Source organism: Thalassospira sp. TSL5-1 (assembly GCF_001907695.1).
Taxonomy (GTDB): Bacteria; Pseudomonadota; Alphaproteobacteria; order Rhodospirillales; family Thalassospiraceae; genus Thalassospira.
In genome coordinates this window covers 685,287-701,948 of the sequence record NZ_KV880637.1, presented here as the reverse complement: position 1 = coordinate 701,948, position 16,662 = coordinate 685,287, and the positions used below count along the sequence as shown (strand labels likewise).

General features: G+C 54.4%; 11 protein-coding genes. 2 read left to right on the top strand and 9 right to left on the bottom strand.

What is annotated here, in order from left to right; genetic code table 11:
- Nucleotides 1-221: 221 nt before the first annotated feature.
- The 5 genes from LF95_RS03225 to LF95_RS03205 all read right to left on the bottom strand — a co-directional run bounded on the left by LF95_RS03225 (nt 222) and on the right by LF95_RS03205 (nt 6,979).
- Nucleotides 222-1,049: an inositol monophosphatase family protein gene (locus LF95_RS03225; RefSeq protein ID WP_073953656.1), complete on the bottom strand. Its 828-nt coding sequence runs from the start codon at nt 1,047-1,049 to the stop codon at nt 222-224.
- A 26-nt stretch (nt 1,050-1,075) separates the two neighbouring features.
- On the bottom strand, nt 1,076-2,158 hold the full coding sequence (locus LF95_RS03220; RefSeq protein WP_073953655.1) for an ABC transporter ATP-binding protein: 1,083 nt from the start codon (nt 2,156-2,158) through the stop codon (nt 1,076-1,078).
- Nucleotides 2,155-4,392 (bottom strand): ABC transporter permease, encoded by a 2,238-nt coding sequence (locus LF95_RS03215; protein ID WP_073953654.1) that lies wholly within the window; start codon nt 4,390-4,392, stop codon nt 2,155-2,157. Before LF95_RS03215 ends, LF95_RS03220 begins: the two co-directional genes overlap by 4 nt.
- A 103-nt stretch (nt 4,393-4,495) precedes the next feature.
- Nucleotides 4,496-5,527 carry an ABC transporter substrate-binding protein gene (locus tag LF95_RS03210; protein ID WP_143181923.1) on the bottom strand — a complete coding sequence of 344 codons (1,032 nt, stop codon included), beginning with the start codon at nt 5,525-5,527 and terminating at the stop codon, nt 4,496-4,498.
- Between the two features lie 402 nt (nt 5,528-5,929).
- Nucleotides 5,930-6,979 (bottom strand): LacI family DNA-binding transcriptional regulator, encoded by a 1,050-nt coding sequence (locus tag LF95_RS03205; RefSeq protein WP_083607481.1) that lies wholly within the window; start codon nt 6,977-6,979, stop codon nt 5,930-5,932.
- Between the two features lie 295 nt (nt 6,980-7,274).
- Here LF95_RS03205 and LF95_RS03200 point away from each other — a divergent pair, with 295 nt between their 5' ends.
- Complete coding sequence (locus LF95_RS03200) at nt 7,275-8,135, top strand: branched-chain amino acid aminotransferase (RefSeq protein WP_073953653.1); 861 nt, start codon at nt 7,275-7,277, stop codon at nt 8,133-8,135.
- A gap of 78 nt (nt 8,136-8,213) precedes the next feature.
- Entirely contained in the window at nt 8,214-8,792 is a 579-nt protein-coding gene (locus tag LF95_RS03195) for a YgjV family protein (protein ID WP_215905644.1), read from the top strand.
- Nucleotides 8,793-8,803: 11 nt separating this feature from the next.
- Here LF95_RS03195 and LF95_RS03190 read toward each other — a convergent pair whose 3' ends face one another.
- The 4 genes from LF95_RS03190 to LF95_RS03175 form a co-directional block, all read right to left on the bottom strand.
- Nucleotides 8,804-10,978, bottom strand: a complete 2,175-nt coding sequence (locus LF95_RS03190; protein ID WP_073953651.1) for a WG repeat-containing protein — start codon at nt 10,976-10,978, stop codon at nt 8,804-8,806.
- A 196-nt stretch (nt 10,979-11,174) separates the two neighbouring features.
- A complete protein-coding gene (locus tag LF95_RS03185) occupies nt 11,175-11,780 on the bottom strand; it encodes a DUF4136 domain-containing protein (RefSeq protein WP_073954801.1) in 606 nt (201 codons plus the stop codon).
- A gap of 177 nt (nt 11,781-11,957) precedes the next feature.
- Nucleotides 11,958-13,553 (bottom strand): lysine--tRNA ligase, encoded by a 1,596-nt coding sequence (locus tag LF95_RS03180; protein ID WP_073953650.1) that lies wholly within the window; start codon nt 13,551-13,553, stop codon nt 11,958-11,960.
- Between the two features lie 177 nt (nt 13,554-13,730).
- The gene (locus tag LF95_RS03175) at nt 13,731-16,322 is read right to left on the bottom strand and encodes a methyl-accepting chemotaxis protein (protein ID WP_073953649.1); all 2,592 of its coding nucleotides are present in this window, start codon (nt 16,320-16,322) and stop codon (nt 13,731-13,733) included.
- Between the last annotated feature and the right edge of the window lie 340 nt (nt 16,323-16,662).

The window sequence follows — 16,662 nt, the reverse complement described above, 5'->3', positions numbered from 1 at the left end:
CAATCGACAATACGGTTGTAGCTACCCTCTAAAATCGAACCTGCTACAATAGGAACACCGAATCCCGCAGCATATTCAGTATGCTGCGGGATTTTTTTGGTTCAAAAAACGGCGATTCCATCGCAAAATCAGCCGAATTTTTGCAAAACTGACGCATTTTTGAACGTCAAAAACCGGCAATTTTCATGCCGGTTTTCAACAAAACAGAATGGCGAAAGCCGTTACTTAACCCCGGTCATCTCCGAAAGCACGTCCGCCACCTTCGGCCCGGCCACCAAAATCGGTGCCCCCTTTTCCAGCACGTCGGGCGCCGCAAGGAAGCTATTGCACCAGCCCCCCGCTTCGCGCATCAAAACAATGCCCGCCATGCAGTCCCACGGGTTGATATGCGGTTCAAAATAGCCAATCAACCGGCCCGATGCCGCATAGGCCATCATCAGTGCGCAGGAGCCATTGCGAATAAACATCCCCTCGCGGTCCAGAAGGTCGGCAATAAACGGCACCAGGGCGGCACTTTCCACCCGGTGCGACATACCAACACCCATCACACCGGCATTGACATTATCGACCTGGCTTGCCGCAATCGGCTTGCCATTGACCGTCGCCCCCTGGCCGATGCAGGCGGCAAACAGCTCGTCGCCATTGGGTTCGTAAATCAGGCCAATCACGGCCTCATTGCCCACCATCAGGGCGACTGAGATCACCCAGGTCGGCATTTTATTGACAAAGCACGCGGTGCCATCAATCGGATCAATCACCCACAGGCAGTCATTCTTGCCGCGATCAATGCCCATTTCCTCGCCGAGATACCCATCATCGGGAAACTTCGCCGCAATCTCGCGACGGATAACAGCTTCAACCTCTTTATCGGCAATGCTGACCACATCGAGCGGGTTGGCCTTGCTTTCAATAACCAGTTCATCCACCCGGCGATAATAATCCATCGCCACCCGGCCTGCTTCGCGTACCACCGCGATGGCATGTTCAAAACGCGCCGCAATATCACCGTCGCCACTGGCCGCCTTTAACGCATCCGCAACTTCTGCCATGTTCTTTTTCCTTTTCTATTTACAGGTCACTGACCCGACACAAGCGCAAGACCCCGTGACGCAAAGCCGATCCCAACCTCGCTACCCGCCCGGATCGGCGCATCGATCCGTCCATCAATCACAAACAATTCACCCACATCACACTGCACGGTGTAATGAATGGCGCTACCAAGATATGTCGCATGCGTCACGTTACCCTTTAACGACATTTGCGCCCCTTCCGCGCCATCGCTCAGGCGCACCGCATCGGGCCGAACGGCAACTTCCACAGCCCCAAGGCCATGTCCCCGTTGGCGCAGCGTCACCCGCTCCCCGCCAATATCCACATCCGCCATATCCCCGTTCAGGGCATAAACCTCGCCCGTTACAAGGTTCGCATCGCCAATGAAATCGGCAATAAAGGCCGATGCCGGTTCTTCATAAAGCTGGCGCGGGGTGCCCTGCTGGGCAATGACAGACCGGTTCATCACGATAATCCGGTCCGAAACCGCCAGGGCCTCTTCCTGGTCATGGGTCACATAAACCGCCGTTAAACCCAGCTTTTGCTGCAAATCACGAATTTCGGTGCGCACATGGCGGCGCAGTTTTGCATCCAGGTTTGACAAAGGCTCATCAAGCAGCAACACCTCTGGCTCCAGCACCAGCGCACGGGCCACCGCCACACGCTGCTGCTGCCCGCCCGAAAGCTCGGATGGCAGCCGGTCGCCATAATCCGCCAGTCCCACAAGGTTCAGCCCCTCACGGGCACGGTCATGGGCTTCGTTCTTTTTCTGCCCGCTCACCGTCAGGCCATAGGCCACATTTTCCACCACACTCATATGCGGAAACAGCGCATAGGACTGAAACACCATGCTGACATCGCGGTCGGTAGCAGGCAGATGCGTCACATCCTTGCCCCCAATCAAGATCCGCCCGCTGGTCGGGTGTTCCAGACCGGCAATCATGCGCAATGTCGTTGTCTTGCCACAGCCGCTTGGCCCCAGCAGGGTCACAAGCTCGCCGGGCTGAATATCAAACGACACATCATCAATCGCTGTCACCGCCCCTTTGCCATAGGTCTTGGTCACATTTTCAAAAATAACCGACCCGGCCCGTGTTTTCAGTGTCATGAATGTTTCTCCCGTAAGCCATTCAGGGCAGTTTTCCCGCCTGTTGTCGTTGTATCGCTCGCAACCCGGTCTTCGCGGCGCAGCTTGCGTTTGCCAATCAAACCCTGCACCACAACAATCACCGTCAGCATCACCAAAATCAGCACGCTGCAATAGGCAATCGCCACGCCATAACGCCCGTTTTCCACCAGCCCGATAATGTAAGATGTCGCCATATTATGGTCCGCGCTGACCAGAAAGATCACGGCACTGACCGACGTAATCGCCCGCACAAAGCTGTAAACCAGTGCCGCCACAATGGCCGGGCGCAACAGCGGCAAAATCACCTTGCGAAAGGTTGTAAAGCTGTTGGCCCCCAGCGTTAACGAGGCCTCATCCAGGCTTTTGTCAAGCTGGCTCATCGCTGCAATCCCGCCGCGTACACCGACGGGCATATTGCGAAATACAAAGCAGATCACCAGAATCACACCCGTACCGGTCAATTCCAGCGGCGGTACGTTAAAGGCCAGAATATAGCTCACCCCAATCACCGTGCCGGGGATGGCAAAGCTCAGCATCGTGCCAAATTCAAAGGCATTTTTGCCCCTGAAATTTTGCCGCACCAGCAAATAGGCTGTTGTCAGGCCCACCGCTGCGGTCAGCGGGGCGGCAATGATCGAAATATTCAACGTCGTCCAGAATGAATCCCACGCCGCCCCGGCCCAAACAATGCCGTGGTCGCTCCAGCCAATGCCGAAGGCTTCGACATAGTTATCCAGCGTCAGGCTGTTATCAAAACCCCAGCGTTTGACAAAGGCACCAAAGAAAATCATGCCGTAAATGACAATGGTAAACAGCGCCCAGGGAATGGCCGTGCCATAACATACCCGACGCAAACCGGTGCTTAAGCCCACATGCGCACCATTATCGGCCTTGCCCGAAACCGTGGCATAGGATTTTTTGCCCAGCCAGAAACGCTGTGCGGCAAAGGCCGAAAGCGTAAAGACCAGCAAAATAATCGCCAGCACCGCCGCCCGGCCCTGGTCATTTTGTGCACCAACAATAGCAAAGAAAATATCGGTCGATAAAACCTCGTAATTGCCACCCAAAACCATCGGGTTGCCGAAATCGGCCATGCTTTCGATAAAGGCCAGCAAAAACGCATTGGCAAGGCCCGGCCGCATCAGGGGCAGCGATACATTGACAAATGTCTGCCACCGGTCCGCCCGCAGGGTTTGCGATGCTTCCTCCATCGACGGGCTGACACCCTCGACAACGCCAATCAAAACCAGAAAAGAAATCGGGGTGAAGGACAAGGTCTGGGCAAGCCATATTCCAGGGAGGCCATATAACCACCGGCCTGCCTCCACCCCGAGCAGATCAGCAATAAACTGCGTTACGGTTCCCGATCTGCCAAAAAGAAGGATAAGGGCCAAACCAATCACGAAAGGCGGGGTAATAATCGGCAGCACGGTTAAAACGCGCAGCGATTTTTTCCAGCGAAACCCTGTTCGTGTCACCACCAGCGCAAAGGCCAGCCCCAATAACGTTGTCGAACTTGCCGTCAATATCGCCAGAATGGCCGTATTCCACGCCACCCCGCACACACCCCCGGCAAAACATCCCAGCCCCCACACCGTGGGCGAGACAAAATTGCGCATAAAGGCCGCACCCGAAAGCGCACCGTCCATATCGACAAAGGCGCTCATGAGAATGCGGGAAACCGGGAAAAACACAAAGGTCGCCACCAGCACAATGATCGTGCCAATCGCGGTTGTGACAAACACATCCCCGCGCATGGTGCTGCGCGCCGCCAGCCCGGCGCAAAACATCACCACAAAGCTCGCGGCACAAAACAATGCGCCATATCCCAGGCCATACTGGCGAACGTCAATGTCACCAAACAGGCTGGTCAGCCAAGCGTAATTGAACCCAAAAACACCAATGGCAAAGCCCTGCGCCAGCATATAACCAAGGCCAAGCCCGCCCGATGCAATCAAGACCCTGCCAAAACCCGGGTCCTGGCGCGGTCGCCCAATCACCGCCAGCGGCGCAATCAAACAGGCCACCAGCGGCAACAGCCACGGCCTGTCATACATAAAACCCTGCAAAATCGCCGGGGCATAGTCGCCATAAAACGGATAGCCATCCGTCAGCCATTCCAGCGTCCAAAAACCATATTCCTGCTGGTACCACGGCAATATGACAAATCCGATCCAGCCGATCGCCAGCCAGAACCACAACAGTCGGCGCACGGGGCAGTCTCCTGTTCAAAACCATATATCGAGAAAATATTCAGGCAGGCGGAAAGGCAGGCAAACCCTCCTTTCCGCGCCCAAAACAGAAGGTGCAACCTGCTTATTGCGGTGCTGTTTTCACTTCTTCATCCCAGCGCGACAGCAAATGACGGCGGGTATCGGCCGACCCATATTTGGCAAAATCATAATCGATCAGCTTGATATCGGTCAGGCGCGGGGCATTTTCCGGCACCGTGGCATTTTTGTTGGACGGCACCTGATAGGACCCGGCCTTTTCCGCCATCGATTGTGCTTCGGCACTTAACGCATATTCATACCAGATCTTGGCATTCTCAAGGTTGCGTGCCCCCTTTATGATGCTCATCGAGCCCACCTCATAGCCCGTCCCCTCGCAGGGCGAAACAATGTCAATCGGTGCGCCCTGTTCTTTTTGCGTCACCATGTCGTGCATGAAGGTAATGGCGATGGTGGTTTCACCAATCGCGGCCGCCTTGATCGGGGCAGAACCGGACTTGGTATACTGGTTCACATTCTTGTGCATGTCCTTGAGGAATTTAAAGGCGTCTTCCTCGCCAAACAACTGCACCAGGGTTGCCAGCGCAGTATAGGACGTGCCCGATGAATTGGGGTTTGCCACCTGGATTTCACCCTTATAGGCCGGGTTTGCCAGGTCCTTCCAGCATTTCGGGGCCGGCAGGCCCTTGCTTTTCAAAAGGTCGGTATTATAGCCAATGCCAAGCGCCCCGGCATAAACGCCCACAGTGCGGTAATTGGCATTCTCGGCCTGGCGTTTTGCCCAATCCTGCAAATTATCCAGCGAGGGCGATTTATATTCCATCGTCAGGCCTTCGGCAGCAGCCTGCAGATGCGGGTCGCCTGTACCCGCCCACCAAATATCAAGCTTCGGGTTACGGGCTTCGGCACGCACCTGGGCATAGGCCTCGCCAGAGCTTTTACGCACCATCGAAACATCAATGTCGTATTTCTTCTCGAACTCGGCTTCCATCAGTTCGCACCAGGTATTATCGGCCGAACACACAACATTCAAACGGCCCGCCGCCTCGGCTGACACGCTAAAAGTCAAAGCACCGGCCGCAAAGGCGCTACCCAGCAAAATTGTCTTCAGTTTCATTGGAATCCTCCCGATTCAGTCGCATTTCGTTGAATGCACACGTGTGCGCTACTCGTTTGCGCTTCCACATTGGAATAGATAACCCAATCCTGCCGTTGATTAACAGATAAATTCTATTTTTCTGTCATAAAAATGTAACAAAAATGATAAGACATTGTTTTTCATTATCAATTCATTTTTGAACTTGCAGGCCACAACCAACCTTTGGCATCAAAACCGCATTCAATCGCGGCATCATTCGCGCACACGTGTGCTCAAACGCAACAAAGAACACCACAAACCAACGAGTCACTGCCATTGCGCCGGTTTCATCGCAAATGGCGCGATATTGATGCCAAGAAAATCCCTGCCAGCCCTGTCATGCGGCCCTCATCAACTAGGCCGACAATCAACCGCTACCTGTCAGGCACTTGTTCGGCGGACCAGCTCTACAGGCAAAACCGCACGTCCCAATGCTCCACCCTCCGGGCCTGCAATATGCCGCGCCAGCCGCGAAACCGTTAATTCGGCCAAATCTTCCGCACTTTGCCGAATGGTCGTTAAGTCATAGGCGCGCTGGCTGCTCGCGGTAATGTCGTCAAATCCCACCACCGCCAGATCCTGCGGAATTTTCAGACCCAATTCAAACCGCGCCGCATCCATCAGACCCAGCGCGATATGATCCTTGCCGCAAAAAATGCCATCTGGCGCGCCGGGGCGGCCCAAAATCTCCAACCCGGCCTGAAACCCGCCGTCATAATCCGCACTCTTGCACCCCAGCGGCGTAAACCGGACCTCCCCACTGGCAAGACGCGGCGCAATGGCAGCAACAAAGGCCTCCCCACGCGCATTGCCACTATAGGTGCCACCACTCATATTCAAAAAACCCAAATGGCGTTTGCCTGCTGCCAGCAATGCTTCGGCGGCCATGCGCCCACCGGCTTCGTTGTCGCAATTCACCACATCCGCCCCTTCCAGCAACCCGGCCCGGTTCACCAGCACCACGGGCACATTGCGGCGAATAAAATGCTGCCCAATTTCCGGCGACGGGCTACCCGATGTCACAACCACCCCGGCCACCTGATATTGCAACAAATGCAGCATGGATCGCGACATATGCTCGGGCTCGGACACATCAATCACCAGCGGCCGATAACCAATTTTCTGAATAGCCCTAATCAGATGATGCAAAAACTGCACCCGAAACGGGTCTTCCAGGCCCGATGTCACCAGCCCGACAAGGTCGCTTTTGCGCCGGTTCATCGACCGGGCAATCTGGTTAATCTGGTAGCCCAACCGCTCGGCCGTCTCCAAAACCCGCTGGCGCGTTTCCTCGGAAATCCGCCCATCCCCCGAAAGACAGCGCGACACCGTCGACCGTGCCACCCCCGCCTCACGTGCTACATCGGCCGATGTAACCCCGCGGTTATCCGGGTTGAGGTTTATTTTATTTGGCTCTTGCTCTTCACCCACGCCCTAAACTCCCGCGCTTGATCATCCGCTCATCGCCCGGCATATAAGCCAGTCATAGGGGCTGGCGCATTCAGGCCCCATGCCAGCCCAATTTGTATGACTTTATCTGTTCACGCACAAGCGCACACGTGTGCGCGCATCGCGTTTTCCCGTCACATCCAAAGGCTGCACCGCAAACGGTCAGTTTTCTTTGACCACAACCGGTTAAAAAATCTATGCTGCTTTTCTCATATTCATCGCCCCACCGGCGCGCAGTTTGACCTGCCCGACAATAAAGAAATCAGGAGACAACAAGATGGGTAACGCCACCCCTTCCAAAACCTGGACCTGGCATGAAGGTACCTGGCATGAAGGCAATCCGGCCATTATCGGCCCGGCAACGCATGGCATGTGGATGTCTTCCACCGTGTTTGACGGTGCGCGCCGCATCAATGGCAAAACACCGGACCTCAAACCCCATTGTGCCCGCGTTCTTCAATCCGCCCGTCTTATGGGGCTGGAACCGACCATCACCGTCGATGAAATCCTCGCCCTGGTTGCCGAGGGGCTGACGAAATTTGATCCCGATGTCGCGCTTTACATCAAACCGATCATATACGGCGAAACCGGCTTTTTGGCACCGGATGCCGACAGCGCCCAGTTTGTGCTGTGCATCAATGAAAGCGCGCTGCCCGATGCGATTAAAACCGGCTTTACCGCGCGTAAATCCAGCTTCCGCCGCCCCTCCCCGGAAACCGCCCCGACGGAGGCCAAGGCCTCCTGCCTCTATCCCAATGTCGGCCGTGCGGTGAACGAAGCCAAACAAAGCGGTTTTGATACCGGCGTTATGCTGGACCCGATGGGCCATGTTGCCGAATTTTCCTATGCCAACCTGTTTTTCGCCAAGGATGGCACCGTTTACACTCCGGCAATCAACGGCACCTTCCTCAATGGCCTCACCCGCCAGCGCGTGATCCAGCTTCTCAAGGATGATGGCGTTCCCGTTGTCGAAAAAGCGGTGAAATACAGCGAACTTGAAAATGCCGACGAAATCTTTGGCACCGGCAATTTCTACAAGGTCGCCCCCTGTGTAAAGCTCGACGACCGCAACCTCCAGCCCGGCCCGCTCACCAAACGCGCCCAGGAACTTTACTGGGCCTTTAGCGAAGCCAGCTAACCCGGTCAAAACACCGTTTCATATTCCACCCGCAAAAGCCGACACCATCGCGTCGGCTTTTGCTTTTTGGGGATGGATATGCCAACACCACACCACGCCACACCATTCGGATCATCCATGCTTGAAACCCTGCTTCACGACGCAACCCCGCGCTGGCTTATGGGGCAAATTGCCAGTTTCATCGCCCTGGGCCTGTTCATTGCCGGTTTCGCCAGCAAGGATGACCGCAAATTGTTGCTTATTCTGATTGCGGCAAATACCGCTGTTGTCGCACAATTCGCCCTGCTGGGAAGCTGGGTTGCCAGCACCATGACCGGCATTGTCATTTTGCGCATCCTGCTGGCACGCCATTATCACGGCAATTACCCGGTCATGATCAGCCTTCTGGTGCTGACCATCATCGCCGCTTTTTTCACCTGGCAAGGCTTCGGCGACGCCCCCGCCCTGATCGCCGGGCTGCTGGGCACCATTGCCATGTTCCTTTTTCACGGCATTGTGCTGCGCTGGTGGCTGTTTACAGCGGCCTTTTTCTGGGTGCTCAGCAACCTTGTCGCCGGGGCCATTGGCGGCATAATCGCCGAAGCCCTGGTGATGATCATGAATCTGGTCACAATCTGGCGGTTAAGGAAAGATGCCCGACAGCACCTTTCCTTGTAAAGTGACGGCCTTTACCAGCCACACCCTGCATTTCTGACCTTCAAAATACGATCTCTGAGACAGGGATCAGCATCCTTCAACGAAAATTGGTGCAACCCGTCATCCCGGCCGCTAACTTTGACATATAGCTTCTCGCCATTCGTGCGGATCAATTCATAAATCTGATCCCCCATATTATAAACGAGTTTGACTTTTTTAAATGTCCCCTCAAGCAACGGCTGTTTCACACGGGTCAGAAACACCCAGTTTCCATCTGACACACGCTTTACGGCAATGAAATCATTGTCATACTTTCCGCCCCGCATCATCTGCGCCGCGACATAGTCGGTTCCCCCACCCGGGATCACCTCGGCCCCCTCCTCGTCGAAGAAAGTACTGTTATTACCGCGTTGCGCGCGATAATAAGCCCAGTCCTCCCAATAAAATATTTCATCATATCCGGGTTCGATAAAAACCTTTCCGGCATCAAGATCAAACAAACCAACCCTGCCATCTTGCTTGATCCGGGCAAAATCCCGATGCTTCAGGTCGCGGCCATTATACCAGGGCACCACCTCGTCATAGACAGGCGGAATAAGCTGGTTCATGTTTGCATCATACATTCCGGCTTTGTCGCCGTCGCCATCCCTCTCAAACACAATGATCCGCCCGTTATCGTCAAAAAAGATTCCGCCGGACTGATCAAGCGACAAAAGCTCCTCCCCCGTCTTGGAAACAACCCTGATTTGCTTGCGCGCCTTCAGGATCCAGGTTCCCTGCGCGTTGGCCTCCGTTTCGTAATAAGCCCTTAAGGGGTACCAGCCTTGCTGATCAACGAAGGTATCAAAAACATTCTGGACTGACGAGATATCGGCCTGATCAAGCAGTGTCGCAATCGCCATGCAAAAGCTCGCGCTTTCCGATCCGCCCGATATATTCAGATATACATCCTCGCCCTGATAGGGTTTTTGAGCCTTCAACAAATAATTGACAACGCAGTTGCCCTCAAAACGGTCATCTGATCCGATGGAAAACTCGATAATCTGAAAGCGTCCCCTATCCCTGGAAACGGTAACATCTTTATATTCCCTCCAGGCCTGATCAAGCCGGACCTGCGCTTCTTTCAACCGCTTTTCATCAAGAATCTCGACATAACCCTGCAATTCTGGCGCATTCTTACCCCCCAAATCAAAACGCCACGCGTCGCCACCCTTTGCCATAAAGACACCAGGCTGCAAAACATGCTCCACCCGCTCGCGGAGCATCTGGTCAAACCGGGACTGCGCATCGGCAAACATATCCGGAAGTGGTGAGGTGAAATAATCCTCCACCGAAATGTCGCTCGCCTCATAGTCCGGCGTTGTTGATTTTATAATGGCAACAAAATCGCGCGCCTCTGCCAGGTCAACCGCATCCCCGGAAATATAATATCTCCCCCGGTTATCTTTCAGGGTTTTGATAATCTTAAAACCGCCATCGGGCTTACTCCCGACAAGAATGCCGCCTCCGACATCCCGGTAATTTTTATAGTCGTCATAAAATTCAGCATAAATCTCTTCTTCGCCCGATAGCCGGATTTCAGAAAACCTGATTCTCCCCGAAGGTCTGTCTTCCTTTGACACAGCCCGAAGCAGATATTCAGAGGAGAAATAGGTCATCGGTACGTTCAGCGAGAAACGGTTATAAAAAACGTTTCTCGTCCAGCCACCCGTCATGGGCTTTACCGCTTCCAGTTCGGCAAAATCCTGCCCTGCTCCCTGCTGCTTTGCGCGCCATTTCGCAACAAGCGGCTCATAAAACCCGGGATCGCCTGAAAACACATAGGTTTTTTGTGCATACATATCGGGTTCTTCGTCCCTCGAAAGAGAAGAAAACCGAATTCTCTTTTTCGTCTGCCGGTAAGGGGAAAAAACAAAAGCGTCATCCTGCACCGTATAACGCGCCCCGGGAAGAAGTGCAGAAAATGGATAAAGATAATGCACGAACGGGACATCAAGATAATAAACCGGCCCCCCGCCATTTTCCCAGTGCGAAGCCAGGATTGGCAGAAAAGAATAAGCCTCAATCCAGCCCTGCTTTTCGCCATCCGGATCGAAATCTTTCTCGAAATAATACCCCGGTGCGATGCCCCGAAACACAATAAAAACCAAAAATAGGCACGCAAAAAGAGCCACGCCGATAATACCGGCCCGCACGTTATGCTTCATTATCTCAACCATCATCTATTTTTAATTTTATGAAACAACAAGCTATCAACCACCCCACCCAGCATCAACCTTAAATTGTCAAATCGAAAACCTACAGCCGGAAAATGAACATTAAAAAAAGCCAGTCTCATCAACTGGCTTTAAGAATCCTATACGCAAGTAATGTGGCGCTATTTCATTTATTCATAAAAAGGCTCTATTGCCCCGTATCGGCAGGCATCATCGGCGCACTTTGTCCGGCCCGGTAAGGATATTTGGCAAAAATCGCAGCGATAGCCTCGGAAATGGCGGAATCAGGATAATAATCCCCGTCCCTGCCCAGCCAGTTGCCAGTTTTGCCTTCCCACACGGTTTTATTGGTGCGGCGATCGATCAGGTCAATCACGACTTCCCCCCGGACATAGGTTTCCACCTCGCCGGTATCGCCAAATAACGGTACGCCAACACCAATGCCGCCCCGCCCGCGAGACCCGTAATATCCGCCATAGGTCGGCCCTGGGCGCACCACCTGTTGGTCGCGGGTATCAATGCGATAATCCACCAGCAGGTCCGGGTGGTGAATATCAAGCTCATAGCCATGTGCCTGCATCTGGGCGGCAATCCGGTCTTCCATGCGCTGGCCGGTCAGGGTGGTATATTGCCCATCCTTGTCCTTGCCCGCCGTTTCAACAAACGCATAAGAGTGATAATCGCCAAAATCGGTTGCCGGGTTCTGGTCCACATGCACAAGCGGCCCGCTTGCACAGCCTGCCATCATCAAACCGGCAACAACAACCAGCCATTTAGGGCGTTTAAATGCCATCTCGTTACTTTCCGTTTTGTTTTCCTGGACCAAAACTGCCAGCACCGCCTGACATAATCATGAAACTACGGCATTTTTTTGCCATTCGGATTTGCCCGCATATTTGAAACAAAAAAAGACCCGCCATGTTCCGGCGGGCCTTCCCGTTTATCATGCCTTGGGGAAAAATCCGCTGCCTTACGCGCCCAAATCTTCGCCTGCCAATGCACGGTCAATCAGGGCAACACTTTCGTCAATGCCATACAGCGCAATGAACGATCCCATGCGCGGACCCTGTTCCTGGCCCAGCAGAATTTCATAAAGCGCCTTGAACCAGGCCCGCAGATCGGCAAAGCATTCGTGGTTTTTGCCAATTTCATAAACCGCATTCTGGATCTCGCTGCCGCTGGTGGCTTTATCCAGCCCCACCAGCATATCGCGCAGTTCCACAAGGGCAGCGCGTTCTGCTTCACTGGCTTCGCGGTATTTTTTCGTCGGTTTAACGAAATCGCGGTAATAATTCACCGCATAGCCCACCAGCTTGTCCAGGTAAGGCGCATTTTCCGGCGTCGCGCCATTGGCATAACGCGAAATAAAGCCCCACAGAACATCCTTGTCTTCGGTATTACAGACCGACACCAGGTTGAGCAAAATACCAAACGAAATCGGAATATCGCGGTTCGGGGCCGTACCGGCATGAATATGCCAGGCCGGGTTCTGAAGCAGCTTCACCGGGTCGGTTTCGGTTTTCAGCTTTTCGGCAAAGGTCAGATATTCATCCACCGTTTTCGGGATGACATCAAAATACAAACGCTTTGCGGCCTTCGGTTTCTGGAACATGAACAGCGACAGGCTGTCTTCCGGCGCATAGGTCAGCCATTCTTCCACCGACAGGCCATTGCCCTTGGATTTGGAAATTTTCTGGCCGTTTTCATCCAGAAACAGTTCGTAGTTAAAGCCTTCCGGCGGGGTGCCGCCCATCGCTTTCACAATCTTGTTGCCAAGCTCGACCGACGGGATCAAATCCTTACCCGCCATTTCATAATCCACACCCAGCGCATACCAGCGCATCGCCCAATCCGGCTTCCACTGCAATTTGCAATGCCCGCCCGTTACCGGGGTTTCCACCAGCTTGCCAGTTTCCGGGTGTTCATAAACAATCGTGCCTTCGGCGGCCTTGATTTCCACAATCTTGGCCATCAGAACTTTTTGTGTGTCCTGCTCAACAGGCATAAACGGGCTATAGGTCGCGCGACGTTCTTCGCCCAGGGTCGGCAGCATGATTTTCTGGATCTTGTCGTAAACTTCCAAAACCCGCAGCAATGCCGCATCAAACATGCCCGAGCGGTAACAATCGGTCGATGACTTGAATTCATATTCAAAGCCAAAGCTGTCCAAAAACTCGCGCAGGCGGGCATTGTTGTGGTGGGCAAAGCTTTCAAACTTGCCAAACGGGTCTGGCACACTGGTCAGGGCCTTGCCCAAATGCTCTGCCACCATATCCCGGTTGGGAATATTATCAGGCACCTTGCGCAGGCCATCCATATCGTCGGAAAAGCAAAACAGCTTGGTCGGAATATCGGACATGGTTTCAAAGGCGCGGCGGACATAGGTTGTGCGCGCAACTTCGCCAAAGGTGCCGATATGCGGCAGGCCCGACGGGCCATAACCGGTTTCAAACAGGACATAGCCTTTTTCCGGTTTCTTGTCTTTGTAACGCTGCACCAGCTTTTGGGCTTCGGCAAAAGCCCAGACATTGCTGTTTAACGCGGCATCACGAAGATCGGCTGTCATTTTTGAAACCTTGAACAAGTGTTTTACAGAAAAATCGGATTTTGCGCCGAACAGTTTATCATGATTCGGCGCCGCCAGAAGCTAGCCTCGCTTGCGCCCAAGATCAAGCATAGAGCGCACATAGCCCCATGCTTACCCCGACATGGCTGAAATTGCCGCGCAAACCGGCAACAACACTTACGACGCCTGGCGAATTTCCTGCAAAAAGCCATTCACCGCATCCCCCAGGCTGGCGGCCTCGCGCAGCAATCCTTCGGCAATATGCAACACATCGCCCACATCCTGGCGCACGGTCGCGGCGGCTTCCGACAGCACCTGAACATCTTCATTGGCCCGCTGGGTGCCAATTGCCACTTCCTGGGACCGATCCACAATCGATTGCGTCAGGCGCGCCTGTTCGCCCACCGCAGCGGCAATCGCCGATGAATTACCCTGGATTTTCTGCACACCGTCCGTCATCAGCGCCACCACCGATGCCGTCTCGCGCGAGGCATCCTGTGTTGCGGCAATCTGGCGTGAAATATCGCCGGTTGAACGTGCCGTTTCCCCGGCAAGATGTTTCACTTCATTTGCCACCACCGCAAAGCCCTTGCCGGCATCCCCGGCCCGGCTGGCCTCGATATGGGCGTTCAGGGCCAACAGGTTGGTTTGCCCGGCCAGCCCTTCAATCAGGCCCACAACGGTGCCAATTTCCGTGGTCGCCTGCGCCAGCCCGGCAATGGTGGTTTTCACCTGTTCGGCGCCGGCGGCGGTATCGCCAATCACCTTGGCGGTTTCGCCGGTACGCTGGTTAATGTCCGAAATCGATGTCGAAATTTCACTGGCCGCTGTCGCCACCTGCTGAATACCCGCCGCCATTTGCGTTGAAACCTCCAGTGCCGCGTTGGCCCGCACACTCACCTGATCGGCAATGTTATTTAGGGCCCGGGCACGTTCCGTCATCGTCTGTGCCGCGCCAACCAGCGCCTGCACAATGCTCAACACATCACGTTCAAACTGTTCGGCAACGGCAATCCGGCCCAGCTTGCGCTGTTCGGATGCTTCCCGGCGCGAAATTTCCATCTGTTCGCGCGCTTCATCCATTGCCCGCGCATTGCCGATAAACACCTCCAGCGCCGTGACCATTTCACTGATTTCATCGCTGCCATCATTGCGCAGGGCCACCTGCCGGTCGCCATCTGCCGCCCGGCGCATGGCCTGGGCCAGGGTTTCCAGCCGTTTGACAATCCGCCGCCCCACATACAGCCACACCACCAAAATCGAAAACACCACCCCGGCAGCGGCCAGCGAAATCTGCAAAACATTGGTCTGGTCCAGGGCTTCCTGGGTTTCCCCGGCCCCGGCCGCAGCGGACTGTTCTGCGGCCGTCACAATCGTTGCCACATCATCGGCCAGTTGTGTTGCCGCCTTGCGGTTTTCCTGCATCAGGGCATCATTGGCCGCCAGTGTCTCAAGCTCCTGCCCGCGCAGGTCCAAAATACCGTCATTGCCAAATCCGGTTGCCAGCAATTTGTCAATCAGGCCGGAAATGGTTTTGTCATCCGCGCCAAGCTGCCCGGCTTCAGTGCCAATCTGGCTGGCAACCTGTTGCAGGCTCTGGCGCAATTTCTCGAGCTGCTCGGCACTCGTGGCGTTACCGGCTTCGGCCAAACGCCCCACCAGCAAATTGACATCCGCCAGCAACGTGCTCAGGCGGATATAACTTTTCTGGGCATCGGGCACCTGCACCCCGGCCAGTTCCTGGGTCTGCTCCGCAATCTGCTGGCCCGCCCCGGCAATATGGGTGCGAAAATTCAACATCATCGGTAACAGAAAATTGCTAATATCGCCATCCAGCGCGACAATCTCATCAACATATTGTGCCAACTGGCTTGCCAGCTCCGCCTGCTTTTCCGATCCCGGCTCGGCGCGAAGCTGGTTGATGCGCAGCATGTAAATATTTTTATCATCCCCACCAAAGGCCGCCAGTTTGTCAATCGCGCCCAGCACCATTTTGGCCGCCGGGTCCTTTGCCAGTGGGCGCAAGGCCCCCTGAATATTGGCCAGAGCCGAATCAAAATCGGTGGATCGTGACATCACCTTTGAGGGGTCTGTTTCATAGGCCCCCAGCAAAAGTGATTTGGTCAGGGCCGCCGTCGCCCCGCGCAACTGGAACATCGGCACAATACGCTGCGACAAATCATCACTGATCGAACTCGATGCCGTTGTGGTTGCCGCCGTTAATCCTTCAATACTGGTTGCCAGCGCCCGTTGCGATTTTTCCATTGCCGGTTTCAACTGTGCCAGCAGGGCATCGTGCTGCTGTTCCATTTCGCCAAGCCGGGCCACACGCTGGTCCTTTTGCGCCAGTCGCGTACCTGTCGCCTGCACCAGTCGGCTCAGGCTGGCATTCAGGGCTGTTACCTTTTGCGCCATATCCTGCGCCGTAACATCATCCAGATGGTTCTGTGACAACCGGTCAACCGCCTGCGTCATCAATTTCTGTTCGGTCGCACTTTCTTTTTTCAGTGTTGCCAGTTCTAAAGCATCATTGGCGGCATCAATACGCGGCCCCAGCGCCAAAATACCCGCCGCCGTCGTTGCCAGCCCGTGCGCGGTTTCAAGCAACGGCACCTGGGACTGGGTAATATCGGTCACATGGCCGCGCACCGCCCGATAGGAAAGCCAGCCGATCGACGCGGCAATACAGGGAACCAGCGCGATCACCCCGAATGCCAGTAACATCTTGGCCTTGATCCCCGTTTTGCTTTTGCCCGGTGTGGACCGCATTTTCACCTATCCTTATGAAGTGCATGATCGGCACGAAACTAGTCCCGGACAGACAAAAACGCAGCAACCCTTCAGTTAAGTTTTAGTGACCCAATAAATCTTTTAAAATCAAAACATTAAAGCCCCACCTCCGTTCATTAGGACTCGATTTCAACCATCGGCACACACCATTGCATAAATCACAAATGTGATTTGCGTCACATTTGGAGTCACCTGACAGCCCCTCATTTTCGCAAAAAACACCTAAAACAGGAATTTTATTAAAGAATTAAACCCAAAGGTTGACATGCCTTTATTTTCGGCATGACAATCAAGTGCATAAAATGCAATCGCGCGATTA